General features: G+C 71.6%; 15 protein-coding genes and 1 pseudogene. 9 read left to right on the plus strand and 7 right to left on the minus strand.

From position 1 onward, the window contains the following. Nucleotide 1: 1 nt before the first annotated feature. Complete coding sequence (locus ABD437_RS22605; protein WP_344650898.1) at nt 2-1,117, minus strand: acetate/propionate family kinase; 1,116 nt, start codon at nt 1,115-1,117, stop codon at nt 2-4. Continuing rightward, on the minus strand, nt 1,114-3,183 hold the full coding sequence (pta, locus tag ABD437_RS22610) for a phosphate acetyltransferase (protein ID WP_344650899.1): 2,070 nt from the start codon (nt 3,181-3,183) through the stop codon (nt 1,114-1,116). Before pta ends, ABD437_RS22605 begins: the two co-directional genes overlap by 4 nt. Nucleotides 3,184-3,625: 442 nt before the next feature. Here pta and ABD437_RS22615 point away from each other — a divergent pair, with 442 nt between their 5' ends. Then, nucleotides 3,626-4,201, plus strand: a complete 576-nt coding sequence (locus ABD437_RS22615; RefSeq protein WP_344650900.1) for an ATP-dependent Clp protease proteolytic subunit — start codon at nt 3,626-3,628, stop codon at nt 4,199-4,201. 1,333 nt (nt 4,202-5,534) lie between these two features. On the opposite strand, the gene ABD437_RS22620 is transcribed toward ABD437_RS22615, so the two are convergent. Continuing rightward, a complete protein-coding gene (locus tag ABD437_RS22620; RefSeq protein WP_344650901.1) occupies nt 5,535-5,708 on the minus strand; it encodes a hypothetical protein in 174 nt (57 codons plus the stop codon). Nucleotides 5,709-5,962: 254 nt separating this feature from the next. Here ABD437_RS22620 and ABD437_RS22625 point away from each other — a divergent pair, with 254 nt between their 5' ends. From ABD437_RS22625 to ABD437_RS22635, 3 genes are all read left to right on the plus strand, one after another. Continuing rightward, a complete protein-coding gene (locus ABD437_RS22625; protein ID WP_344650902.1) occupies nt 5,963-6,556 on the plus strand; it encodes a TetR/AcrR family transcriptional regulator in 594 nt (197 codons plus the stop codon). Continuing rightward, nucleotides 6,541-8,202 (plus strand): acyl-CoA dehydrogenase family protein, encoded by a 1,662-nt coding sequence (locus ABD437_RS22630; RefSeq protein ID WP_344650903.1) that lies wholly within the window; start codon nt 6,541-6,543, stop codon nt 8,200-8,202. Before ABD437_RS22625 ends, ABD437_RS22630 begins: the two co-directional genes overlap by 16 nt. A 285-nt stretch (nt 8,203-8,487) precedes the next feature. Further along, nucleotides 8,488-9,111, plus strand: a complete 624-nt coding sequence (locus ABD437_RS22635; RefSeq protein WP_344650904.1) for a GNAT family N-acetyltransferase — start codon at nt 8,488-8,490, stop codon at nt 9,109-9,111. 132 nt (nt 9,112-9,243) lie between these two features. Here the strand turns inward: ABD437_RS22635 and ABD437_RS22640 are convergent, their stop codons facing one another. Continuing rightward, nucleotides 9,244-10,008: a single-stranded DNA-binding protein gene (locus tag ABD437_RS22640; protein WP_344650905.1), complete on the minus strand. Its 765-nt coding sequence runs from the start codon at nt 10,006-10,008 to the stop codon at nt 9,244-9,246. Between the two features lie 183 nt (nt 10,009-10,191). On the opposite strand from ABD437_RS22640, the gene ABD437_RS22645 reads away from it, so the two are divergent. Next, entirely contained in the window at nt 10,192-11,181 is a 990-nt protein-coding gene (locus ABD437_RS22645; protein WP_425558207.1) for a cobalamin biosynthesis protein, read from the plus strand. Beyond that, on the plus strand, nt 11,178-12,716 hold the full coding sequence (locus tag ABD437_RS22650; protein WP_344650906.1) for a cobyric acid synthase: 1,539 nt from the start codon (nt 11,178-11,180) through the stop codon (nt 12,714-12,716). Before ABD437_RS22645 ends, ABD437_RS22650 begins: the two co-directional genes overlap by 4 nt. 6,010 nt (nt 12,717-18,726) lie before the next feature. Here ABD437_RS22650 and ABD437_RS22655 read toward each other — a convergent pair. Genes ABD437_RS22655 through ABD437_RS22665 form a run of 3 tightly spaced genes read right to left on the minus strand, consistent with a single transcriptional unit; the run spans nt 18,727 to nt 21,286 of the window. Beyond that, nucleotides 18,727-19,512, minus strand: a complete 786-nt coding sequence (locus tag ABD437_RS22655) for a dienelactone hydrolase family protein (protein WP_344650907.1) — start codon at nt 19,510-19,512, stop codon at nt 18,727-18,729. A gap of 9 nt (nt 19,513-19,521) precedes the next feature. After that, a complete protein-coding gene (locus ABD437_RS22660; RefSeq protein WP_344650908.1) occupies nt 19,522-20,298 on the minus strand; it encodes an SURF1 family cytochrome oxidase biogenesis protein in 777 nt (258 codons plus the stop codon). 19 nt (nt 20,299-20,317) lie between these two features. Continuing rightward, on the minus strand, nt 20,318-21,286 hold the full coding sequence (locus tag ABD437_RS22665) for an alpha/beta hydrolase (RefSeq protein ID WP_344650909.1): 969 nt from the start codon (nt 21,284-21,286) through the stop codon (nt 20,318-20,320). Between the two features lie 109 nt (nt 21,287-21,395). Between ABD437_RS22665 and ABD437_RS22670 the strand changes: the two genes are divergently transcribed. From ABD437_RS22670 to ABD437_RS22680, 3 genes and pseudogenes are all read left to right on the plus strand, one after another. After that, nucleotides 21,396-22,082, plus strand: a complete 687-nt coding sequence (locus ABD437_RS22670; protein WP_344650910.1) for a hypothetical protein — start codon at nt 21,396-21,398, stop codon at nt 22,080-22,082. A gap of 44 nt (nt 22,083-22,126) precedes the next feature. Then, nucleotides 22,127-24,100: a sensor histidine kinase gene (locus ABD437_RS22675; protein ID WP_344650911.1), complete on the plus strand. Its 1,974-nt coding sequence runs from the start codon at nt 22,127-22,129 to the stop codon at nt 24,098-24,100. Further along, nucleotides 24,097-24,347: pseudogene (locus tag ABD437_RS22680) on the plus strand (hypothetical protein); the annotation flags it as partial. The gene ABD437_RS22675 and the pseudogene ABD437_RS22680, both read left to right, overlap by 4 nt.

Genomic DNA, 24,347 nt, shown 5'->3' on the forward strand with positions numbered 1-24,347 from the left:
CCTAGACCGCCGCGGCCGCCTGGGACGCGATCTCGGACTCCTCGTCGGTGGGGATCACCAGCACCTGGATCGGGCCGGTGCCGATGGTCGTCGGCTCGCTGACCCCCACCGCGGCCCGGTTGGCGTCGTCGTCGAGCTCGATCCCCAGGTGGGAGAGCGGCCCGCAGACGTCGGCGCGCAACCGCCAGTCGTTCTCACCGACCCCGGCGGTGAACACCAGCGCCTGCACACCGGGCACGACCGCGAGGAACGAGCCGATGTACTTCCGGATCCGGTACGCGTAGACGTCGAGGGCTCGTTTAGCCTTTTCGTCGCCGTTGGTGGCGTTTTTTCGTACTTCACGCATGTCGGACACGCCGGCGAGCCCTCGCAGCCCGCTCTTCTTCGTGAGGATCTCCTCGATCGCCGCCGGGTCGAAACCGGCCCGGATCAGGTGGAACGGCACCGCCGGGTCGAGATCCCCGCTGCGTGTGCCCATCACCAGGCCTTCGAGCGGGGAGAGCCCCATCGACGTGTCGACGCTGCGGCCGTCGCGTACCGCGGTGGCCGACGCGCCGTTTCCGAGGTGGCAGATGACGAGGTTGTCGAGGTTCGCGCGGCGGACCACGTACTGGCAGCTGGTGCCGTGGAACCCGTACCGGCGGATCCCGTGCGCCTCCGCGACGTCGAGCGGCAACGCGTACGTCGCCGCGACCGCCGGGATCGTCGCGTGGAACGCGGTGTCGAACACCGCCACCTGCGGGACGTCCGGCAGCAGCTTGCGCAGCGCGCGGATACCGGCCAGGTTCACCGGGTTGTGCAGCGGCGCGAGCGGCGAGAGCTCCTCGATACCGGCTTCCACGTCGTCGTCGACGATCGTCGGCTCGGTGTACCTGGTGCCGCCGTGCACGACGCGGTGCCCGACCGCCAGCAACTCGTCGAACCGGAGTTTCTCGAGCATCCAGGCGAGGGCGTCGTCGTGGTCCTTCGCCGGGCGGGTCTCCTCGTGCCCGTCGTGCCGGAGCCGGGCGCGATCGGACCCGATCTCCTCGATCAGGCCCTTGACCGTCCCGTTCTCCGAGATCAACTGGTACTTCAGCGACGACGAGCCCGAGTTGACGACGAGTACCGGCTTCACCGCGTAGCTCCCTGCGCCTGGACGGCCGTGATGGCGACCGTGTTAACGATGTCGGCGACCGTGCACCCACGGGACAGGTCGTTCACCGGACGGCGCAGCCCCTGCAGCACCGGGCCCACCGCGATCGCCGACGCGGCGCGCTGCACGGCCTTGTACGTGGTGTTCCCGGTGTTCAGGTCCGGGAAGATCAGCACGGTCGCGTGCCCGGCGACCGGGTTGCCGGGCAGCTTCGCGGCGCCGACGGTCGGGTCGACGGCGGCGTCGTACTGGATCGGCCCGGCGAGCGGAAGTTCGGGGTGTCTGGCGCCCACGATCTCGGTCGCGGCACGCACCTTGTCGACGTCGACCCCGGAACCGGACTGGCCGGTCGAGTACGACACCATCGCGATCCTCGGCTCCACCCCGAACTTCACCGCCGTCTCGGCCGCGCAGACCGCGATGTCGGCCAGCTGGGCGGCGTCCGGGTCCGGAACGACCGCGCAGTCGGCGAAGACCAGCACCTTCGTCGGCAGGCACATCAGGAACGCGCTGGAGACCAGCGAGACGTCGGGCAGCGTCCGGATCACCTCGAGCGCCGGCCGGATCGTGTGCGCGGTGGTGTGCGCGGCGCCGGAGACCATGCCGTCGACCTCGCCCGCGTGCACGAGCATCGTGCCGAAGTACGAGACGTCGCCCACCACGTCGTACGCCATCTCCGGCGTGACGCCTCGGTGTGCCCGCAGCTCGGCGTAGGTCTTCGCGAACGTGTCGCGCCACGGTGACGTCAGCGGATCGATGATCCGGACGTTCGTGACGTCGGTGCCGAGCTGGGTGGCTTTCGCGGTGATCTGCTCGACGTTGCCGAGCAGGACGAGGTCGGCCACGCCGCGCTGGGTGAGTTCCTCGGCGGCGAGCAGGATCCGGTCGTCGTCGCCCTCGGGGAGCACGATCGTCCGCTTGTCGGCGCGGGCGCGGGCGATCAGCTGGGCCGAGAACATGTGCGGCGTGACGACGTCGGGCTTCGCCAGCTGGATCCGCTTGCGCAGGGCCTCGGTGTCGACGTGGTCGGCGAACGCTCCCAGCGCGGCCGCGACCTTGCGTGCGCTCTCGGCACGCAACTGGCCGGTGAGGCCTTCGAGACGGTGCAGCGTGGTGTAGGTGTCGGCCTTGACCGCGATGACCGGCACCCCCGAGGGCTCGAGCAGCTTCAGGCCGCGCTCGTCCGGAACGTGCCCCACCGTGAGCACGATGCCGGCCGGCGTCGGCAGGTCGGGGCTGACCGCGGCGGCGGCGACCCCCACGGCCAGGTCGATGCGGTCACCCGACGAGACGAGCAGCATGCCGTCCTTGAGCAGCGGCAGGACGGTCTGCAGGTAGGCCGAGCCGGCCAGGTACGAGTCGACCTCCCGCTGCAGCGCCGGCCCGTCGCCGCTGAGCAGCGTTCCGTCGAGCGCGGCGACCACCTCGGCGACCGTGAGCGCGGCCAGCACCGGCAGGTCGGGAATGACGTAGACCGGCGGCGCCGCGAGGCCTTCGTGCTCGGGGCCGGCGCGGTTGACGATCGTGGCCAGCACCTCGCAGCCGTGCGTCTTGAGCACGGCCGCGCCCTCACGGAGCGCCGTGCTGACCGCCTCGGCGGTGCGGCTGTGCCCGGAGAGCACCTGGATGACCGGCGCGCCGAGGTTCGCGGCCAGGTCGGCGTTGAGGTCGAGCTCCACGGCCGGCGAGGGCCCGGTGAAGTCGGTGCCGACGCACAACACGAAGTCGTAGCGCTCACGCAGCCGGGCGGCGTGGTCGACGATCGCCTCGATCAGCTTCTGCGGCCCGCTGGTCTCCATCAGCTCCGCCGCGGTCGAGTACGTGAACGCCACCGCGTCGTGCTCGGGGATCTCGAGGTCGTAGCGCTGGCGGGCCAGCTCGACGATCGGATCGGGTTGATTGCTGTCGGGTTGATTGCTGTCGGGCACCACGGGGCGGAAGACCGCAATCTTCTCCACGTCGGCGGCCAGGAGGTCGAGCAGGCCGAGGGCCACCGCTGACTTACCCGAGCGCGGCTCCATCGACGTGAGATAGAGGATATCGGACATCACGGTCCTTCCCGGTCGGTCTGATCGCAGCTTACGTTTCGGGGCGGGGTGGGGCCGAGTCGGGTTGGTGAACACTTGGGTCAAGCGGTATTTCTGTCGGCGTAACTGCTTTCAGCGAAATTGCTGAGAGCGAACAGGTGGGGTTTGGGCGGGGGTTGGCGCTTAGCGTTTTCGCATGCGTAATTCTTTTGTTTCGACGTCGGGTTCGAGGGTTTCCGAGCGAGCGGCGGACACCGTTCCGTATTGGTCGTCACTGCCGGTGGTGCGTGCATCGGTGCTTTCTTCGGGGGTGGTGTCTGGGCGGCCGTCGGGGTCGGGTGCGGGGCCGGTTTCGGTGGTTCCTGGACCGGTTTTGTGCGGGGTGGGGTCGTTCTCGTCTGGACCGGTTGCGCGGGCGGCCGGACCGTTTTCGCCGGGGTCCGGGCCGTTTTCGTCGGCGCCCGTGTCGGGTGGTGGAGGATTGGACGAGCAGGTCTATTCACGGCTGCTGCGCGACCGCATCGTTTTCCTGGGCAGCGAGGTGAACGACGCGGTAGCGAACGCGATCTGCGCCCAACTCCTGTTGCTCAATGCCGAAGACCCGGACCGGGACATCTGGCTGTACATCAATTCCCCCGGCGGCTCGGTAACCGCCGGAATGGGCATTTACGACACGATGCAATGGGTCAGCAACGACGTCTGCACCGTGGCCCTGGGCTTCGCCGCCTCGATGGGCCAGTTCCTCCTCTGCGCAGGCACACCAGGCAAGCGCTACGCCCTACCCCACTCACGCATCGTGATGCACCAGCCCCACGGCGGTTTCGGCGGCACCGAGACCGAGATCCGAATCCAAGCCGAGCAGATGCTCCACACCAAGAAGACGATGGCGGAGCTGATCGCACAGCACACGGGGCAGCCTTTGGAGCGGATCGAGGAGGACTCGGACCGAGACCGCTGGTTCACCGCGTCCGAGGCCCAGGAGTACGGCTTCGTGGACCAGGTGGTCCGCACCCTGACCCCAGCGGGCGTACCCAGCTGACTCGGTTTTTGGGCGTGTAAGCACCGCGCTGTGCTGACCCGCACCGCACCGCGCCGCGCTGTGCTGACCCGCACGGCACCGCGCTGTGCTGACGCGCACGGGGCCACGCCGCACCGCGCTGTGCTGAGCCGCACCGTGCCACCGCACGGCACCGTGCGGCGCTGGACACCGAACGGCGCTGGACACCGAACGGCGCTGGACACCGAACGGCGCTGGACACCGAACGGCGCTGGACACCGAACGGCGCTGGGTACCGCACGGCGTCACGCCGCATCGCGTTGTGCCCTGCAGTGCCCAGCGCCGTGCCGCACCTCTGCTCCATGCGGTGCCGTGCCTCTACCCGGCGGCGCGGCAGCTCGGAGGCAGTACTGCCCGACTGTGCGGTGGCTCAGGGGCCCCTACTGCACGACGGCACGGTATTTCGCAGCGCGACAGTTCAGCGGCGTATCTCCACAGCGCCGCATGGTGGCGGTGCGGCGAGCGCAATGCGGCAGTGTGCCGGCGTATCTCAACGGCGGGCGCTTCTGGGCGATGGTGCAACTCCGCAGTACGGCCGCGCGGCGGTCATCCTGCTCGGCGGCGAGGCACCGCGGCGGTGCGGCCGGCGGCGGTGCCGCACGGCCTCTAGGTAGCGGTGTCGCTCGGCCGCACGGCTTCTCAGTAGTGGTGCAACTCGGCCGCACATCACCTCGGCAGCGGTGCGGCCTGGCAGCGGTGCGGCTTGGCAGCGGTGCGGCCCGGCAGCGGTGCGGCCCGGCAGCGGTGCGGCCCAGCAACGGTGCGATCTGGCAACGGTGCGGCCCGGCAGAGGGGCAGCCCGGCAACGGCGTGGCCCGGCAACGACGCGGCCCGGCAGAGGGGCAGGGCGCAGCCTGGCAATAGCGCAGCTCGGTCTCAGGGCGGTCTGGTCTCGGGGTGGTCCGACATGGGTGCGCCCGGCCTCGGTGCGGCCTGGCAACAGCGGTGGCACGGAGAGTGCATCTCGGCGATGGTGAACTCGGTGGCAGTGCGGCACGGTGGCGTGAGGCGCCACTCGGGTTGCGGTGCTGCTTGCCGCCTTGGCCGCTCCACGCGAGGCGCAGCGGTACCACCTAGCTGGTAGTGGTGTGGCAGGACCTGTGCAGGGATTCACGTGCGGGGCCCAGGCGAGAGATCTATGTGACAGGGCCACCCGGCGAGATCTTTCCAGCGGCGCTTTGGCAGCGCGCCGTACTGACGGGCCGTACGCGACCACGCGTTCCCGGCGGGACCACGCGACCGCGCGTTTCCGGCGGGGCCTACGCGGCGGGGCCTACGCGGCGGGGCCTACGCGGCGGGGCCTTCCCGGCGGGACCTACGCGGCGGTGCCTCGGCGGGGGGAGGTGCCGGCGGTGTGGCAGCGCGGCGCAACGGGTGGGTGATTCGCGGCCTGCTGGTGAGACGCGGCGTCGGCCAGCAGGCGGATCCGGAGCAGATCGAGCGCGCGGCCGACCGCGTCGCCGGTCTCGCCGGACAGGGGCGGAATCATGGGCAAATTCTACGTCCTGTAGACGATAAAATCCACGCACTGGCTGGGGGGCCAGTGCTTCCTGAGAAGTCTCGTTACTCCATGCGTCAGTAGCAATGACACGAGGCAGTTTTCTCGCAAAGTGAATCGTGTGAACGTTCCCACCCGGTCGTATTTCCGGACATCGCGCAGGTCTATACGGAAGCAGTGAACTCTGGTTCACTGCTTCCGTGCCGTACCGCCAACCTCCGCGGGTCGCGCATCGTCGAGCGGCGGTGCGAGAACGGCTCGTGGCCGAGGCGACGACCATCATCGCGTCGCAGGGATGGTCCGGCGCCACAGTGGCCGCGGTGGCCACCGCGACCGGTATCTCGACCGGCGCCGTGTACCAGCATTTTCCGAACAAGGGCGCGCTGGCCGCCGAGGTGTTCCGGCGGGCCACCCGGCGGGAGCTCGAAGTGCTCGCCACCGTGCTCACCGCGTCGGAGCCGGTGCCCACGGCCGAGCGGCTCGCGCAGGGCGTCGGGCTGTTCGCGCAGCGGGCCATCCTCGGTCGGCAGCTGGCGTACGCGCTCATCGCCGAACCCGCCGATCCGCCGGTGCTCATCGAGCGGCTGACGTACCGGCGCCGGTACAACGACGTGTTCGCGGCGCTCATCGCCGAGGGCGTCGGCAAGGGCGAGATGGTGCCGCAGGACGCCACGGTCACGGCGGCAGCGCTCACCGGTGGCGTCGCGGAAGTACTGATCGGCCAGCTCTCCGAGCCGGTGGACGGGCCGGATGCCCGTTCGCTGGTGTCGGAGCTCACCGCGTTGGCGCTCCGCTGCGCCGGCGTGCACGTCCGGGAGGCGACATGTCCGAGGCTGTGACGGATTCTTCGGTCTCCACCGCCACGCACGACGTCACGAACCAGCCGCCGCCGCTGGTCGGTCACGACGTCGCGGACGACGCGGCGTTGCTCGCCGGCGTGGTGCGCGAAGGTGCGTCCTGGTTCCTCCCGGAACTGCACCAGCTCGGGGCCTGGGCGGGTAGCGCGGAAGCCCAGACCTGGGCGGACGAGGCCAACCGGTACGAGCCGGTGCTGCACACCCACGACCGGTACGGCCACCGCGTCGACGAGGTGGAGTTCCACCCGTCCTGGCACCGGCTGATGGAGGTGTCGGTCGGCGCCGGGCTCGGCGCGGCACCGTGGGTCGACGATCGGGTCGGCGCACACGTCGCACGCGCCGCGGGAGTGTTCGTCGCCGGCCAGGTGGAGGCGGGGCACCTCTGTCCGCTGGTGATGACGTACGCGGCTGTGCCGGCGCTGCGAGCCGCGCCGGACCTGGCCGACGTGTACGAGCCGCTGCTGGCGAGCCGGGTCTACGACTTCGGGCTGCGCGTGCCGACGACCAAGCGCGGGTTGTTGGCCGGCATGGGCATGACCGAGAAACAGGGCGGTTCCGACGTCCGATCGAACGCGACGGTGGCCCGGGACGCCGGCGACGGGACGTGGCGCCTGCGCGGACACAAGTGGTTCACCAGCGCCCCGATGAACGACGTCTTCCTGGTACTGGCGCAGGCTCCGGGCGGATTGTCGTGCTTCCTCGTGCCACGGGTGTTGCCGGACGGGACGCGCAACACCTTCCGCATCCAACGGCTGAAGGACAAGCTCGGTAACCGCAGCAACGCCAGCTCCGAGCCGGAGTTCGACGACACGGTCGCCTGGCTGGTCGGGCCGGAGGGGCGCGGCGTCCGGACGATCATCGAGATGGTGTCGTTGACGCGGTTGGACAACGTCATCGGCTCGGCGGCCGGGATGCGTGCGGCGCTCGTGCAGGCCGTGCACCACACACGGCACCGGGCGGCGTTCGGGCGGCTGCTGATCGACCAGCCGCTGATGGGCAACGTGCTCGCCGACCTCGCGCTGGAGTCGGAGGCCGCGACCACGCTGGCGCTGCGTCTGGCTGGAGCGGTGGATCGCGCCCAGCTCGGGAACGACCAGGAGAAAGCATTCGGGCGGCTGGCCACCGCGATCGGCAAGTACTGGGTGTGCAAGCGTCAGCCGGCGTTCGTGGCGGAGGCGCTGGAGTGCCTGGGGGGTAACGGGTACGTCGAGGAGAGCGGAATGCCCCGGCTCTACCGAGAGGCGCCGCTCAACGGCATCTGGGAAGGCTCGGGCAACGTCAACGCGCTCGACGTGCTGCGGGCGCTGGGCCGTTCGCCCGAGGCGTTCGCGGCGTACTCGGCGGAGGTCGAGCAGTCGCTCGGAGCCGACAGCCGACTCGACGCGGCGTGGGTGGCGCTCCAGCGGGAGCTGGCCGACACCCACGAGTGGGAGTACCGGGCACGCCGGCTGATCGAGCGGTTCGCTCTCGTGCTGCAGGGCGCGTTGCTGGTGCGGCACGCACCGGAGGAGGTGGCGAGCGCGTTCTGCGGTTCGCGGCTCGGGGGCGAGAGCGGCTACGCGTTCGGGACCCTGCCCCGCGGCACCGCGATCGATGCCCTGCTGGAGCGCGCGGCGCCGCCGCAGTAGCCGGCCGACTGGTTGGCGGTGCGGACGGATGCGCCGAATCAGACTTATCACCCTCATGTGACGCCCCGGAAACAGTGGCCCCGCAGGCTTGTCGCAACCGCAAGCAGCGCGGAGGTGGAGCGGGTGGGGAACAGCGGGGCCGAACGGCCGCCGGGAGGCAGGCTCGTGGCAACGCACGGCGCCACGCCCGCGACAGCGCACGGGCTTCCGCCCACGCCTGTCACCGCATCGACGGGGCTCGGGTCAGAAGTGGTCGGGCCACTCACCTCGCCCGCGCAGGCGTCGGTGGCCGAACCGTCGGCGATCCAGCTCCTGACGCCCGCGGTGGTGCACGCCGCGTTGGTCGGCGGAACCGTGGTCGCGATCCGCCCGGCTCGTCCGCGTGACGCCGTGGCGATTGCCGAGCTGCATCGACGTTCGGCGCCATCGTCCTTGCGCGACCGGTACCCGGGCACGCCACCCCCGGCACTGACGGATCCGGACCAGTGCCTCGCGGCGGTGCCGGGCAGCTGCACGCTGGTGGCGTTCAACGGGTTCCGGCTCGTCGGGATCGCCCAGATCACCGGGCACGTTCCGGTCGCCGACTTCGGCGTTCTCGTGCGCGAAGACCACCGACGCCGTGGGCTCGGCGCCATTCTCGCCAAGCACGCGCTGCACGTCGCATACGAGTTGGGACACCGTGAGGCGGTGTCGTTCGGTGGCCCGGAGAACCGTGCGCTCCGAGCGATGCTGCACCGACTCGGCCTCGAGGGACGGACGCGGTACACCGGGGACCTCCTCGTTACCCGAATTTCTCTGCCGTACGAACCTGAACCGTCACCGCTGGGCCCCGAGGCCCCCGATCGCACGGAGCCGGCCGTCCGTATGCCCTATCCGGTGATCAACCGCCGCCCGATCGCGACCGCCTGACGACTGACACCGCCGCAGTCACACGCCGGGCGGTGACGCCGACGGGCCGGAGCCCGGCCGACGGCAACGCGCGTCGGCCGGGCCGGTCGGCCCGGCCCCTCCGGGGCCAGCTTCGAGCCGGGCCGACCGCTCTCAGGCCGGAACCGGAGAGGCTCCCCGACGACGCGCCGGGGGCCGCGGAGTCGGCACCGGCCGGCTCGACGCCGACTCGTTGTTCCGCGCCTCCCCCACTTCCGACGCCGGCGCCCCAGCGGCGCCCGCACCGCCACCGCCCGCCCCGTCACCCGAGTCGGCCTCCGCCGCCCTCGCGGCGGAGGAGCCGGCCGGTTCCCCGGTGTCCTCGCCGTTCGTGGCCTCGTCACCGGCGGGGCGAACGGGCGAGGCGTTCTCGAATGCCTCACCGGCGTCGACGTTCGTTTCGTCGAAGGCGTCGTCGGGCGTATCCGCCGGAGCCCCACCGCTCTGGATGTGCGCGTCGATCGAACTGCCGGTCGGCATACGGTCGGGGCCCACGTCGTCGACGGTGACCGCACGCCCGGCGGACACCCGCTTGAAGTCGCCCCGGCCGCGGTTGAGGTCGAAGCCGATCGCGGTGGCTTCGAGTTCGTAGGAGGCCCGCTTCCCGTCGACCACCTCGTACGTGCGGCTGAACAGCCGCCCGGTGACGATGACCGGATCGCCCTTGACCACGCAGGCTGAGGTGTTCTCGGAGAGCGTGCGCCAGCACGTCACCTTGAGAAAGAGCGAGTCGCCGTCGGTCCATTGGTTGGTCACCCGGTCGAAGCGCCGAGCGGTGGAGGCCACCCGGAACGACGTGACGCTGACGCCGGATTCGAGGGTCCGTTTGTTCGGAGCGTCGACGACGTTCCCCACGATGGTGGTGATCGTCTCGTTCATCTGAAGTTCCCTGCTTCCGCGAATGGTCTGCCCGGACACCCGGGCGCGATCCCACGGTCCAGGTGTCACCCGCCCTTCGTCAGTGCCGTCCCCGCGTCCTGTGGAAAACCGGCCCGCCTGTGGAAACCGGTTCAAAAAAATCTGCCGTGATATGGCCGCCACCAGCGAACGTAAGCTCGAACGGTGCCTGCCCCGACCCCCTCCAATCTGCTCGCCACGGCCACCGGCCTAGCCCTGGGAGCCCTGCTCGACCACGTCGTTCCCGACCCGCGTCGTGGCCATCCGGTCGCCGCCTACGGCCGCCTCGCCGGTGCGCTCGAACAGCGCGTCTACGCGCCCACCCGACCGCGGGGCGCCCTCTTTGCGGCGCTGGCCGTCGGGGTTCCGGTGATCGCGGGCGTCGCGGTCGACCGGCTCACCCGCCGACGCCCCGTTCTCCGTGTCGCGGCGACGGCGGTCACCACCTGGGCGGTGGTCGGCGGCACGTCGCTCCGGCGCGAGGCGGCCGCGATGGATCGCCTCCTCGCGGACGACGACCTGCCCGGCGCCCGCGCGCGCCTCTCCCACCTGTGCGGGCGCGATCCGTCCGGTCTCGAGCCACCGGCGCTGGCCCGCGCCGTCGTCGAATCGGTGGCGGAGAACACCGCGGACGCGGTCGTGGCTCCGTATCTCTGGGGTGCGGTGGCAGGTCTGCCCGGCTTGGTGGGGTATCGGGCAGCCAACACGCTCGATGCGATGGTCGGGCATCGTTCGCCGCGTTACGCCGAGTTCGGCTGGGCGTCCGCCCGGCTCGACGACCTGCTCAACCTCGCGCCGTCCCGGCTGACCGCCCTGCTCACGATCGGAGCGGCCCCGGCCGTCCGGCGCGGATCCGCTGCCGACGCCTGGCGCACCTGGCGCCGGGACGGCAACGCGCACCCCAGCCCCAACGCCGGCCAGTGCGAGGCCGCCACCGCGGGCGCCTTGGGCATCCGGCTCGGCGGGCGCAATACCTACGGCGGAACTGTGGACGAGCGTCCGGTGCTCGGTGACGGCCGGGCCGCGGAACCGTCCGACATCACCCCGGCGGCCCGCCTCTCCTTCCTCGTCGGTGCCGTCGCCGCTGCTCTCGGTGCGACCGCACTGTCCCTCCGTGCCGTGATGACAACGCGCCGCGTGCGGAGCACGGCGTGAAGGGCGCGCTGCTGGTGGCCGGGGCCACCTCCGATGCGGGTAAGAGCTTGCTCACCGCCGGCATCTGCCGATGGCTCGCTCGCCAGGGCGTCCGCGTAGCGCCGTTCAAAGCGCAGAACATGAGCAACAACGCAGTCGTGACGCCCGACGGCGGCGAAATCGGTCGGGCGCAAGCCCTGCAAGCCGAGGCGTGCGGGCTCGCTCCGAGCGTCCGGTTCAACCCGGTGCTCCTCAAACCGGGCAGTGACCGCAAGTCGCACCTGGTCGTGCAGGGACGCGCCGCCGGCGAGGTCAGCGCAATGTCCTATCGCGACGTCAAGCCGCGGCTCCTCGAGCTCGTGCTCGGTGCCCTCGACGACCTTCGGCGTGACTTCGACGTCGTCATCTGCGAAGGAGCGGGCAGCCCGACCGAGATCAACCTTCGCGCGACCGACATCGCCAACATGGGCCTGGCCCGCCCGGCGAAGCTGCCGACGATCGTCGTGGGCGACATCGACCGCGGTGGGGTTTTCGCTGCTTTGTTCGGCACGCTGGCTCTGCTGAGTGAAGAGGACCAGGCGCTCGTCAGCGGCTTCGTCATCAACAAGTTCCGGGGGGACGCGCGCCTGCTCGAACCGGGGATCGACCAGCTCACCGCGCTCACCGGACGCCCGGTTCTCGGCACGCTTCCGTGGATGGACGGGCTCTGGCTCGACGCCGAGGACTCGTTGTCGTACAGCCCCGACGGGATCATCGGGCGCGGAGCGCCACCGATCGGTGACACCTGGCTGCGTATTGCCGTGCCCCGCCTGCCCCGGATGTCCAACGTCACGGACCTCGACGCGCTCGCGGCTGAGCCGGGCGTTCAGGTGCGCCTCGTGCGGCATCCGGCCGCACTGGCCGACGCCGACCTGGTGGTCATCCCCGGCACCCGCGAGACCGTTGACGACCTGGCCTGGCTGCGCCGCACCGGGCTCGCCGACGCGATCGTCGCTCACCACGGCGCCGGCCGCCCGATCGTCGGTATCTGCGGTGGATTTCAGATGCTCGCCCGGACGATCGCGGATCGCGTCGAAAGTAAAAAAGGGACAGTCGACGGGCTGGCGCTCGCACCGGTCGAAATAACCTTTGCAGAGGAGAAAACGCTCGGTCGGCCGACCGGAAACAGCTCGGGTGAGGCCGTGACCGGGTATGAGATCCACCACGGTCAGGTGACCGGGCGCGCGCCGGACGTGCCGCCCTGGATCACGACCGATTCGGGAGGTGCCGAGGGGGTCCGGTACTCCGAGGGTCCCGGGGTGGTGTACGGCACGCACTGGCACGGAGCGCTGGAGTCCGACGGCTTCCGTCGGAACCTGCTGGCCGAGGTAGCCGACCAACGGTCGTTGGTCGGATTCGTGGTTCCGCCCGATACTGCATATCAGCAGGTCAGAGCCGAGGCTTTGGACGCTCTGGCTAACCTCGTCGAGCGACACCTGAACACGAACGCACTGATCAGACTGATTGCCGAGGGCGCCCCAGCCGGGCAGCCATTCATTTTGCCGGGAGCACCATGAGCATCGCGAGTGTGGCAGGCTGCGAAAGCGGCCTTTAGCGGAGCAGGTCGTCGGGTAACGACCCGAACACAGATGTCCGGGGCTACCAGCGGTCTTCCGGCGTACCTCGTCGGGAGACTCACGACCCGGACGCGGTGCGGCGCGACGACTGAACCGGGCGGATCGTCGGTGTCGAACCGATGTAGGAGGTTAGGACTTCATGCCGCTCTTCGAGGTCGGGCCTGACGGCCTGGTCCCGCTTCAGCGACTGGACCAAGCGGTCGGAGACTTCGACCGGCAGATCGAGGACGCGTTATGGCGTGACCCTGATCCCGTCTACGGCAGCCGATTACTTCGCATCCAGCAGCGCCCGACGCTCAGTGCGGGCGGCAACCCGACGCTGGTCGCTGTGGACAGCGAGGGCCGCCTCGTTGTTATACACGCACGGCAGCGCATCGACCGCAACGAGTTAGCGGAGTGTCTCGAGTATTTCGGTTGGGCGCGCGCGGCCAGCCTGGAGGAGCTCGCGTCGCTGTACTGGCGCGGCGAGGACATTTTCTGGAATGACTGGAAGCGGTTCTCCGACGAAGAAGGAATCAGCAAGCTCGCGGGCAACCCCAAGCTGGTGCTGGTCGCCGGAGAACTGGCCGATCGCACCACCGCCACGTTCCAGCTGCTGGTGGAGAACGGTCTTCCGCTGACCGTTTCCACGCTCGGCGTCTGGCGTTCGTCGGTGGGCACGCTGCTGTTGGACATCGGCGACCAAGGCCACGGTTTCGGTCGTCCGTCCGGTTTCGGTCGAATTGATGCCGACGTCGAGCAGAGCGAAGCCGCTCAGAGCCGGCCGTACTCCTCGGTGCCGTTCCCGAGTGGGTTGAACGGGTCGGGTGTGGACTCACGACCTGGGCCGAAGCCGCCGGTGACCGCGGCTACGTCCGTCTCGGCGCCGGCTCCCGGTTCGCCGGACGGTGGAGCTGGACTGGCTTCGCCCGATGCGCCGGACTCGCCTGACCGGTCCGTGGCGGGAAAGCCTAGCCCGCTTTCGGAGCTCATTTCCGAGCTGAGCGCGCGGGGCAAGTCTGACGGGCCCGGGGCGTCTTCCGAGGCCGGTGGGTTGGGCGCGGGTACCGCTCCGACGGGGCCCGGGGTATCGCCTTTTGCGACCGGTGGACCGGCGGAACCTCGTCCACCTGCTGCGTCGCCTGATGACGGACCTTCCGCTGACGAGCCGGACCGGTCCACGCCGGTGCGCGGAGGTCGCGCGGCACGTCGGATCGGTGCGGAGCCGGTGAGCCCGGCTCGCGGGCCTGGTCTGACCGTGGTGGGTAGCGGTAGCGCGCCGAGCCGTTCCGAGGCGCCGACCGGAGAAAGCACTGCGGACCGCACGGACGGACCGGGTCGTGGTGACGCGGTTGGTGACGGTTCGGTTCGCCCAGAGGGCCATGATCGAGTGGGCCGGAGTGATGGGCCGGATCGTGCTGACCGGCCGGTGTCGCCTGCGGGCGGGTTGAGTGTCGTACCCGGTGGGGGCGATCGCCGTCCGGAGCCGGGGCGTGCAGGTGGCGCCACCCGACCGGAGGAGCCGGGTGCGGTGGCGCGTTTCGACGACGCCGGACGTCCGGAAGGGGTCGGTTCGGCGACGGAATCCGGGCGGCACGGTGCCGCGGACTCTCCGCCCGTGCGACGGCTCGGGTCGCCGACCTCACACGCGGCCGTGGACGAGCCGACCGACCGGACGGCGGAGATCCGTCCTATCGACCCGTTGAACGACCCGATCGCGACGCTCACCGGTGGCCTGGACGAGGACCCGTTCTCGTCGGCGCCGTCGGGGGGTCGACACGGACAGCCGCCGACGCCGGATGCGCCCAGCGAGGCCGGCGTGCGCCTCAATCAGCCGCGGCGCCCGATGCCGTCGGGTGACCGGGGCGGACGTCCGGCTCCGGAGAGGCCGCGGCGTGGTCCTTACCCGGTGAGTGGTCCGATTCCGCCGAGTGGACCGTCGAACGCCGGGCCGGGTCGATCCGAGCCGGATGCGGCCGCCGCACGTCTGAGCGGTGACGCCGGGCCGGGGCTCGGTGAGTCTCCTGTGGTGGGTGGTACGCCCCCGACCACGGTGCTCGGTGCGCCCCCGGAGTTCGGCCCGCCGCCGGGAGCTCGCGTGCCCGACCCGCGTGACGGTGGCCCCCGCGAACCCGGCCCGCAGGCCGGTGGTGTTCGCGACGGTGGCCCGCGCGCGGGTGGTTTCCGCGAGGGCGCTCCGCCGGCTGGACCGCGCGATGATGTTCCGCCCATTGGTGGTTCGCGTGATGGTGCTCCGCCGGTTGGGCCGCGCGATGGTGCTTTGCCGACTGGTGGACCGCGCGAAGGTGCTCCGGCAGCTGGTGGGCCGCGCGAGGGTGGCCCCCGCGGTGGTGGGCTCCGTGAGGGTGGCTCGCCGATCGGCGGGCCCAGTGATGGTGCTCCGCCGCTTGGTGGCCCGCGCGACGGTGGTCCGCGTGCGGCTGGGCTTCGGGATGCTGCCCCGTCGCCGGGTGGGCCTCGCGATGCCGGGCCGCAGGCTGGTCGGCCCCGTGACGGTGGGCCGCGTGAGCCCGGGCTGCGCGAAGTGGGCGGCCGGGATGGTCGCGAGGTCGTGGGGCGTGAGCCTGCGCTGCGCGAATCGATCGGCCGCGAGTCGGGACCTGGTCCGCGCGACCCCAGGCTTAGGGAAGCCGGCGATCGTGCGCCTGGGCTCCGCGAGCCCGGTCCCCGTGACGGGGGTCCGCGTGGTGGTCTCCCGGGCGAGGGCGCTCCGCGTGAGCGTGGCCCGTTGGAAGGTTTCCGGAGTGACAGGGATCCTCGTGGTCCGCTGGAGGGTCTCCCCAGCGAGGGTGGTCCGCTGGACGGCTTCCCGAATGACGGTGATCCTCGCGATCGTGGCTCGTTGGAGGGTTTCCCCGGCGAGGGTGGTCCGCGTCAGCGTGGCCCGCTGGAGGGGTTCCCTGGCGACGGCGGTCCGCGTGAGCGTCGTCCGTTGGAGGGCTTCCCGAGTGACGGGAGTCCGCGCGAGCGTGGTCCGCTCGAAGGTTTCCCGCGCGACGGTGGGGCGCGTGAGCCTGGGCTGCGTGAGGTAGGCCGCGACGGCCGTGACCAGGGGCGGCGTGAGCCGGTCGGTCGCGATGCGGGTGGTCGTGATGCGGGTGGTCGTGATGCGGGGGCGCGGGAGCCGGGCCTTCGGGAGGTCGGGCGGGACGGCGCTGGGCCTCGTGGGGGCGGCGTTGAGCCCGGGGCTCGGCCCGATCAGTTCCGTGGCTTCCCGGACGAGTTCTCGGACGGTGGCCGGGCCGGTCGGCGCGATCCCCGCGATCCGGGCGATCCCCGCGAGCGAGGCGATCAACCGCCGGTTCCGGATCCGCGGTTCGGTCGGGATCGTGACGTGCTGTCGTTCGAGCGTCCGACCGGAGAATTGCCGGGATTGGGTGGGCCGGTCAGTGCTCCGCCGGTGAGCCCGCGCTCCGGTCCGCCTTCCCCGCGGCCGCCGTACGACGATGCCGACGACGACACGAGCGAGATTCCGGTGGCCCGACCGCCGCGGGCCGGGCGTCCGGCCGGTTCTGGGCGGGTCAGCGTGACGGGTACGCACCCGGTGCCGTCGTTCCCGCCGGGTGCGCCGTTCGGTGGTCCGGGTGCTCCTGGTCCGGACGGATCTGGTCCGAACCAGTTCGGTCGTCCCGGTGCGGACGGTCCGGGGTTCGGGCGCCCCGGCCCCGGTCCCGACGGTTCAGGTGGTCCTGGCTTCGGTCGTCCTGGTCCCGGCCCGGAAGGGCCAGGGGGTCCCGGGTTCGGACGGTCTGGTCCGGGCACCGAGGGTCCGGAGGGACCAGCGTTCGGTCGTCCGGGTCCTGACGGGCCGGATGGGCCGGTGTTTGGCCGTCCGGGTCCTGATGGGCCCAATGGTTCCGTGTTTGGGCGTCCCGGTTCCGAGGGGCCGGATGGACCCGCGTTCGGTCGTGGTGGACCCGATGGACCTGGTTCGAACGGGTTCGGGAGGCCTGGCCCGGATGGACCTGATGGCTCGTTCTTCGGGCGCGGGCCGGGTGGTGACGGGCCGGATGGTTCGGTGTTCGGGCGGAGGCCCGGCGGTGATGGTCCGGAGCCCGCGTTCGGGCGGGGTGGGCCAGGGGAGGACCCGAACGGGTTCGGGCCGCCTGGAGCTGGGCCTCTCGGTGTTGTGCCCGACTCGGGTGGGCCTCTGCCGCGGCAGCCGGAGTTCGGTGGTCCCAACCGGTCCAGTGGTCCGATTCCGCGTCCGGCTGACTTCGGTGGGCCCAACGGGATGGGAGCGCCGCCGCCTCGGCCGAGCGAGATGGGTGGTCCGCCGGAGCCGGGGGATGCGCCGTTCCGTCGTCCGGATGGCTTCGGGGGTAGCGAGTGGGAGGTTCCGCCGCCTCCGCCCAGTGATTGGGACCGTGGTGATCGTCGCCGCGGGTTCGATGATCGGCGACCGGGTGGGCCGACGTCCGGAGGTCCGGCGTTCGGTGGTCCCGGTCCCGAGGGGCCCGCGTTCGGTGGCCCTGGTCCCGAGGGGCCCGCGTTCGGTGGTCCGCCGGCCGGTGGTCCTGGCCCCGACGGGCCTGTGTTCGGCGGTCCGCCGGCTGCCGGTCCGGGGCCGGACGGAGTCGCGTTCGGTGGTCCGCGCGCCGCTGGTCCGGGGCCGGACGGGCCCGCGTTCGGTGGTCCGCAGGCCGGCGGGCCAGTGTTCGGTGGGCCGCAGGCGGGTGGCCCTGACGGGTCCGTGTTCGGTGGGGCTCGGCCCGACGGTGCGTTCGGTGGGCCGGAAGGTGCCTTTGGAGGGCCGCCGGCTCGGCCGGTGTCCGGTGGTTCGGCTGCTGGTGGGCCCGATGGCCCGTTCGGTGGGCCCCCTGGTGGGCCGGACGGACGGTTCGGTGGTCCGCAAGGAGGCCCCGCGTTTGGGGGCCCGCAGGGGAGTCCTGCGTTTGGCGGCCCGCCGGAGAGTTCGTTCGGGGGACCGCAGCCTGGGCGACCTGTGTCCGGAGCGCCCCGAGGCGAGAGTGCGTTCGGTGGGCCGCCCCCTGGTAACCCCGCTTTCGGGGGGCCGCCTCCGGGAGGTTCCGTGTTCGGCGGCTCTCCGGTCGGTGGACCGGGAGCAGACAGTCCCGTGTTCGGTGGACCGCCGAACAATGGGCCAGGAGCGGACCGTCCGGCGTTCGGCGGCCCGTCCGGCAGTGGCCCCGGAGGGGATGGTCCGGTGTTCGGTGGACCGCCGAGCAATGGTCCGGGAGCAGACGGTCCGGTGTTCGGTGGGCCGTCGAGTAACGGGCCCGGTCAGTACGGCGAACCGTTCGGGCCTCCGTCGGCTGGTGGGTGGCCGGGTACTCCGGAATGGCCGGCTGCGCCCAACGGTGACAGCCGCGACTTCCGCGACCGTGACCCGCGAGACCCCCGCGCACCCCGGGATCGCGACCCCCGCGATCAAGGCCCTCGTGATCAAGGCCCCCGCGACCAAAACGGTCGTGACCGGGATCCCCGTGATCAGAATGGTCGTGACCGGGATCCCCGCGACCAAGGGCCCCGTGATCAAAGCCCCCAGAATCCGCGTGACCGCTGGGACGGCGATGATCAGCCGAGGCCGCTTCGCAGCGGTCCGACGCTCGTCTGGGACGCCCGCACCCAAGGCGAGATGATGCACGAAAACGGCAACGGCGGCCGCTGATACCCCGCCTCGAAGGGGCGCCCACCGCGACAACGGTGGGCGCCCCTTTGCCGTCACAACACCAAGCGCCGCAACAGCGAGCGCCAAACGATGAGCGCCACGACGCGCGAGCGCCATCAGGCACCTACGTCACGCCGCGCGGAAGTCACGCCGCGCAGAAGTCACGCCGCGCAGAAGTCACGCCGCGCAGAAGTCACGCCGCGCAGAAGTCACGCCGCGAACGTCAGGCTGCACGAGCGTCACGCCGTGCGAACGTCACGCCGTGCGAACGTCACGGCGCACGAACGGCACCACCCACCAGCGCGACGACAACAACCGTTACGACAGCAAGCGGTCGCGGAACAACTGGAGGACCTGGTCCAGGGCCTCGCGCGTCGGGTGGCCGGGCTCGTCCACCAGATCTTCAGTCAGCACCGAATGCGCCTTCGGTCCGGCCGGCACCGTCGACGACGGGATCTCCACGCTGACGAAGCCCTCGCCCAGTTCCCGCCGCAGCCGGTCGAACCGCTCAGGAGGCGAGAGTCCGTCCTCGGTGAAACGCAACCCGAGCACGCACAGACCCTCGTCGGCGCAGCGTTCCTTCACCCGGGCCAGTGACGCGGTGTCCAGGCCGACGTCGGACTTGCGGGCCGCGCCCACCGGGAGCGGGAGCGACGGCTGGGAGAGCACCGGCGCGAGCATCCGCCGGTCCACCGCCATGGCCAGCGCGAAGCCGCCGGTGAAGCACATGCCGACGGCGCCGACGCCCGGGCCGCCGGACTCCTCGTGGGCCTGCTTGGCCAGCGCGCGCAGCCACACCGTCACCGGCGAGGCCTTGCGGAGCGCGAACCGGGTGAACTCCCGGGAGACGCAGATGGCGCGGATAGCCGTTGTCGCTATGGCCGTGCCACTCGGTGCGCGGCCGGGGACGCCGAACAGGGACGGCAGGTAGACGGTGAGCCCGAGCGCGGCGACCCGCTGGGCGAACTCGATCACGCGCGGTGTGATGCCGGGGATCTCCGCGATCACGATGACCGCTGGGCCGCTGCCGGCCCGGTACACCGGGTGCGTCACCCCGTGGTGCGTGAAGTCGAAACGGTCGAAGCCTTCGAGCGTCGGCGCCATGCAGGCACTCTAGGGGGCGTCGGCCGCCACGGTCTCCGGCTCCGCCACGGCGGCGCGCGGGGCGTCGTCGCGATGGGCGTAGTTCCGCGCGAAAATGCCGTACCCGACGATGAACATGGCCGCGAACAGGTACCACTGGACGGCGTAGGCCAGGTGGGGGCCTTCGTCGAGATCGTCCGGTGCCGGGAGCGCCTCCAACGACGGGTCGGCGGGCGACACCAGCTCGACGAACGCGTCGTACGCGGGGCCGCCGTCGGCCGCCAACGCGTCCGGGGTGATGCGGGTGATCAGGTTCCGGCCGCTGACCTGCACCGCACCGGTGGACCCGCTCTCCGGCTTGCGGACCCGCCCGACGATCGTCACGGTTCCGCCGGGCGCCGGGGCGATCGTCGGGATCTGGGTCGCGCCGCCGGAACCGGCCTCGACCCAGCCCCGCACCACCCACAGCACCGGGCCGTCGGTGGTGCGCAGCGGCGTCAGGACGTAGTAGCCGAGGGTGGCGCTCAGGGTGCGGTTGCGGACCAGCACCTCACGAGCGGCGTCGTACTGCCCGGAGACCCGCACCCGGCTGTACTCCTGCTGCTTCCCCGGCGCCGACGACGTGCTGAGCACCTGGTCGGGCGGCGCCGGTGACGCGTTGCGCGCCGCGGTGATCGAGGCGTTTATCGCGCGCTTCTGATCGAGCCGGTCGAGCTGCCAGTGCGCCAGCCGCACGCAGACCAGTGCGGCCAGCACGCACAGCAGGAACGAGGCCACCCACTTCGGGCTCAGCAGGAAGCGGTACACGGCCCGACGCTACTCCCGCTCAAACGTAAGCCTCTACCCAGCGTAGAAGTTCCTCGAGATAGCGTTCGCGCACCGGAGCGGCGGAGAGCGCGAGGTCGTGCACACCGTTCTCGATGCGTACCAGCGTGACCTGGCGGCCCAGTTGGTGCGCGCGGCTCGCGATGTGTTCGACGTCGAGCACGGCGTCGGTGCGCAGCACGGATTCGTCCCAGCGTGACGAGCGGAACGTGGCCGTCGAGCACGCCACGAAGACCGGCACCTCGATCGCCAGGCCGGCCTCGATGCGTCGGTGTCCGTTGCGGATCGCGCGCAGCCATCCGGCGTGGATCTGCACGCCGGACATCGGCTTCCAGGCGAGGTCGTAGTCCCACTCGCCGTTGTGGTCGCGGTGCAGGCTGCGGCCGTAGAAGTTCGACGAGGGCGCCGGCATCACCTGGTACGGGCGGAACGTGCCGAGGGGCGCGGCGAAGTAGTCGATCGCGTTGCGCAGCATCCGCGGCTGGTTCATGTCGAAGAACGGGCTGTTCAACGCGATGCCGTCGACGAGCGACTCGGTGCGGTGCCGGTGCGCCCACAGCGGCGCGATCAGGCCGCCGGTGGAGTGGGCGTGGACCAGTACCGTCCCGTGCTCGTCCTCACCGCGGATGATCTCCACCGCCGCGTCGAGGTCGGCGAAGTACTCGGTGAGGCTGCGGCAGAAGTACGGCGTCTGGTGGGGACGCAGGCTCCGGCCGTATTTACGCAGGTCGATGGCGTAAAAATCGAAGCCGTTCTCGACCAGGCGGTCGGCGAGGTGGGTCTGGAAGAAGTAGTCGACGAACCCGTGGACGTGCAGCACCGCCCGTCCGGTGGGCTGCTCCGCGCGGCGGCGGATCAGCGTCGCGACGACCTCGCCCTGATCGTCGCGACCGAGCGGGATCGTGCGCTGCTCGTACGGCTCACCGAGCACGTCGGTGGTCCAGGCTTGCGCCTCCGTGGAGATCGCCATGAACAAAGGTTAACCGGCCAGTAGGGGAGCCCGGGAAGTCGGGCTCGGCGCCCTCGAAACCGGGACGCCGGGCGCCGCACTGTGTTCTCCGACCGAAGGAGAACCCCCGATGACCACCACGTATACCTCCGCCCCCGTCCGCGAGCAGAACAAGTCCGCCACCCGCACCTGGGCCGCGATCGGCGTCGCCGCCGGCGTCACCGGCATCGCGAGCATCCAGACCAGCCTGACCATCGACGCCGGCTACGCGCCCGACACGATCGGCAAGCCGGAGAAGGTCGTCGAGCGGCTGGCCGACCAGACGGTCACGATCCTCGTCACCCACACGCTGACGATCCTCACCGCGCTGCTGCTGGTGGTGTTCGCCGCCGGCCTCAAGCGCCGCCTCGAGGCGCAGGCCCCGGTGGGCAGCCTGCTGCCGTCGGTCGCCGCGTCCGGCCTCGGCCTCGTGTCGGTGGCCGCCCTGCTCGGCAGTGGCCTGACCACCGAGTTCGTGTTCGGGGCCAACGCGCCCGAGGGGGAGCTGGTGCCCGAGTCCGGCGACTTCTACGCGCACTGGATCGCGACGATCCCGTGGCTGTGGGTGGGCGCCGGGCTCGCCGGGGTCGCGGTGGCGGCGGCCGCGCTGAAGCACTCGGCCGCGCCGCGCTGGATCGGCTGGGTGGGCGTCGTCCTCGGCGGCCTGACCCTGGTGGCCGGCATCTCGCCGCTGCAGTACATGGCCGGGTTCACCGGCCCGGTCTGGCTGCTCGTCACCGCGCTGGGGTTCTTGTTCGCCGATCGACGTCGCGTCTGATACCCGACTGGAATTGTCGTACGTCACTTGTACGGTCATCGACCGTGACCACTGCCACTCTCAGCGCCCTGGCCAGCGGCAACGCCGGCCGGGGCGCTGACGGCACGCCCCGGGCGGCGGCCACGGTCACCGCGTCGGCGTGGCTGTTGGCGGTCGGCTCGGCGGTGCTGCTGCTCGCGGCCCGGCCACCGGTCACCGAGTTGCTCTGGTTCTTCACTGTCGACGCCACGGTGGCCGCCGTCTACGGCACGGTCGCCGGGCTGACGCTCTCCCGCCGGAGGCACCCGGTGCCGTGGCTGGTCGCGCTGATGGCGATCGGCTGCGGCGTCTCGGCGTTCGCGATGGCCTGGTCCTCGCTCGGGGCGCGGCGGCCACTGCCCGGCGCCGAGCTGGCCGCGAACCTGATCAGCATCGGCTGGGTGCCCGGCACGCTGGCGATCTTCCTGGTCGTGCCCTGGCTCGTGCGTGATCATCCGCTCGATCGCGTCGGCCTGGTCGGCGTCACGCTGGGCAGCGCGGTGAGCCTCGCGTTCCTCGGCGTGAACCTGACCCAGCCGGAAGACCCGGCCCCGACCGTCGTGCTGGCCGCCGCGTCCGTCGCCGTCGGGCTGCTGGCCGCGGCCGACGTCACCCGGCGCCGGTTCGTCGGCCCGGCCGACGAGCGCATCGGCCTGGGGTGGCTCGCCGCGGGCACCGCGGTCATGGCGCTCTCGTTCCTACCGCTGGCGTTGTTCGACGTCGTCGCGGTCCCGATCTGGTTCACCCCGGTGCTGCACCTCGCCGCCCAGGCGGTGTTCCCGGCGGCGATCCTGGTCGCGGTGCTGCGTCAGCGGATGTGGGGGCTCGATCTGGCGATCAGCCGGGCCGTGCTCGGCGGGCTGCTCACCGCCGGTCTGGTGATCCTCTACGTCGCGGTCACCGCGGTGCTGACCCGGCTGCTCCCGGGCGAGGGCATCGCGCAGGTCGTGGCGGCCGCGGCCGTCGCGGTCGCGGTGCAGCCGTCCCGGCTCTGGCTGCAGGGCCGGGTCCGGCGCCTGGTCTACGGCGACGCGGCCGAGCCCGAACGGGCCGTTCGCCGCCTCGGCCGGCACCTCGGCGGCGCCCAGAGCCCCGAAGAGCTGCTCGACGGGTTGGTCGAGAGCGTCGGGCACGCGCTGCGCCTGGAGTCGGTGGCGCTGGCGGTCGAGGGCGTGCCCGCGGCGTCCTGGGGTTCGCCGACGGCGTCGCCGATGGTGGTGCCGCTGCGCCACCGCGGCTCCGAGGTCGGCGTGCTGCGCCTCACCGCACCACCCGGTGAGGCGCTCGATGCTCGCGCGCTGCGCTCGCTCGACGAGCTCGTCTCGGTGGTGGCGGCCGGCGTCGTGCTCGCCCGCGCGTCCCAGGATCTGGCCGACGCCAGGCAGCGGCTGACGTCCGTGCGGCTGGAGGAGCGGCGGGTGATCCGGCGCGAGCTGCACGACGGTCTCGGGCCGTCGCTGGCCGGCATCCGGCTCGGCCTGCAGGGAGCACGCAACCTGATCGGGAGCGACCCGACGGCGGCCGGCACGCTGCTCGCCGCACTCCAGGACGAGCTCGACGGCCGCGTCGACGACGTGCGCGCGCTCTCCCGCAACCTGCTGCCCCCGATCCTCGACGAGCTGGGGCTCCAACCGGCGCTGGCCGAGCTCGCCTCCCGGCACGCGGAGGGCGGGCTCGACGTGCGGGTGCGGTGCGTGGGCACCGAAGCGCTCGACGCGCCGCTGGCCGGGGCCGCGTACGGCATCGTCGTGGAGGCGGTGATGAACGTGGCGCGGCACGCCGACGCGTCCGCCTGCTCGATCGAGGTGGTGGCCGACGCGGTCGAACTCCGGATCGAGGTCGAGGACGACGGCACCGGCGTGCGTGCCGGCGCGGTGGGGGGTGTCGGCACCCGCTCGATGCGTGAGCGTGCCGAGGAACAGGGCGGCACGTTCGAGCTCGGCCCCGCTGCGGCCGGCGGCACCCGGGTCGCCGCGGTGCTGCCGCTGGTCGCGTCATGAGCGCGACCATCCGGGTGGTGGTGGTCGACGACCACCCGGTGTTCCGGCTCGGGATGGCGGCCCTGCTGAGCAGCCTGGACGGCATCGAGGTGGTGGCCCAGGCAGCGTCCCGGGCCGAGGCCCTGGCGGCGATCGAGGCACCCGCGGCGATGGGGCCACCGGCGGCGATGGGGCCACCGGCGGCGATGGGGCCACCGGCGGCGATGGGGCCACCGGCGGCGATGGGGTCACCGGCGGCGATCCGGCC

This window comes from Cryptosporangium japonicum, assembly GCF_039524755.1.
Taxonomy (GTDB): domain Bacteria; phylum Actinomycetota; class Actinomycetes; order Mycobacteriales; family Cryptosporangiaceae; genus Cryptosporangium; species Cryptosporangium japonicum.